At 65.6% G+C, this 1,229-nt stretch carries 2 protein-coding genes; one reads left to right on the top strand and one right to left on the bottom strand.

The genetic code is table 11. The features are described from left to right. The coding region (locus EON91_RS14480) for an alpha/beta hydrolase (RefSeq protein ID WP_292096117.1) at positions 1 to 699 on the top strand (699 nt) is incomplete at its 5' end. On the opposite strand, the gene EON91_RS14475 is transcribed toward EON91_RS14480, so the two are convergent. Next, the gene (locus EON91_RS14475; RefSeq protein ID WP_292096119.1) at positions 696 to 1,166 is read right to left on the bottom strand and encodes a PTS sugar transporter subunit IIA; all 471 of its coding nucleotides are present in this window, start codon (positions 1,164 to 1,166) and stop codon (positions 696 to 698) included. The genes EON91_RS14480 and EON91_RS14475 overlap by 4 nt on opposite strands. Positions 1,167 to 1,229 lie beyond the last annotated feature (63 nt).

Below are 1,229 nucleotides of genomic sequence, written 5' to 3'. Positions count from 1 at the left end.
GGAATACTGACGCTTTTGCCCGGTACGATGTGCGATCAGCGGGTCTGGCAACCTGTCCGGCAGCGCCTGGAGCCGCAGTTTTCCACCGATTATGTGGCGATCGAAACCGAGTCGACCCGACAGGGCATGCTGGGGCTGATCCATTCGGCCGCCTCGACAGGCGACCCGCTTCATCTCGTCGCGTTCTCGATGGGCGGCTATCTGGCGCTGGAATACGCGCTGGAGAACCCCGGACGGGTGGCGTCGCTGGTGACAGTCGCCTCCTCCGCCTTCGGGTTGACGGAGGACGAGGCGGCAGAACGGGTGCGGGCCCTCGATCTGCTGGCGAAGCATGAGTACCGGGGGATTCCTCAGGCGCGGATCAACCAGTTCGTTCATCCCTCGCACCAGGCGGATCCGGCGGTGGCGGATGTTATCCGGGCTATGGATCGCGATCTGGGCAAGCCGGTGCTGGTGGCCCAGCTGAAGGAGACGTCCACACGGACGTCGCTGGCCCCTCGCCTGGGCGAGCTGGATATCCCCGTGCTGCTGATAGGGGCTGACAGCGATCCGTTCGTGCCGTGGCGCTCGATCGAGCGCATGGGCGAACTGATCCCCGGCGCCCGCATTCTGGAGGCGCGGGACGCGGGACACATGATTCCGCTGGAGCAGCCGGACTGGCTGGCGAAGCAGATCAGGGACTTTGAAGCCGGGCTCTAGGCCGCGTGGATCTTCAGGTCTGGGCAGAGGATAGCGATGACCGCTTCCTCCGTCGGGGCCTGACGCAGGGCTGCGCGGATACGTTCCTGACGGAAGACGCGGGCGGCGCGGGCGAGCGCCCGCAGGTGGTCAGCGCCGGCATCCGTGGGGGCGAGCAGCATGAAGACGAGATCCGCCGGACGCTCGTCGATGGCTTCGAAATCGGCAGGCTCGATCAAATGAGCAAAGCCGCCGACCGGGCGCGCGAGGCTTTCGATGCGGGCGTGGGGAATGGCGACGCCCTCGCCTACGCCGGTCGAACCCAGGCGTTCGCGCTCCATCACGGCTTCATGGACTTCGCGGGCATCCAGATTGAGCGCCTTGCCCATGACGGCGGACATTTCGCCCAAAACCTGCTTGCGGCCCTTCCATCGGGCGCGCGGCACGACGGCGTTAGGGAGAAGAAGATCGCCCAGGGAGGTGATCATGGGGGCGTTCATGAACGCCCTCCGACCGTCAAACGATGTTTTGTCATACTCTACGCATTCCCG

Source organism: Brevundimonas sp., assembly GCF_004210735.1.
In the GTDB taxonomy this organism is placed as follows: domain Bacteria; phylum Pseudomonadota; class Alphaproteobacteria; order Caulobacterales; family Caulobacteraceae; genus Brevundimonas.
The sequence above is the reverse complement of the archived record's forward strand: the minus strand, read 5'-3'. Positions and strand labels throughout refer to the sequence as shown.

Coding starts and splice junctions, on each gene's coding strand:
- EON91_RS14475 (WP_292096119.1), bottom strand. CDS start 1,166: ATGATCACCTCCCTGGGCGATCTTCTTCTCCCTAACGCCGTCGTGCCG.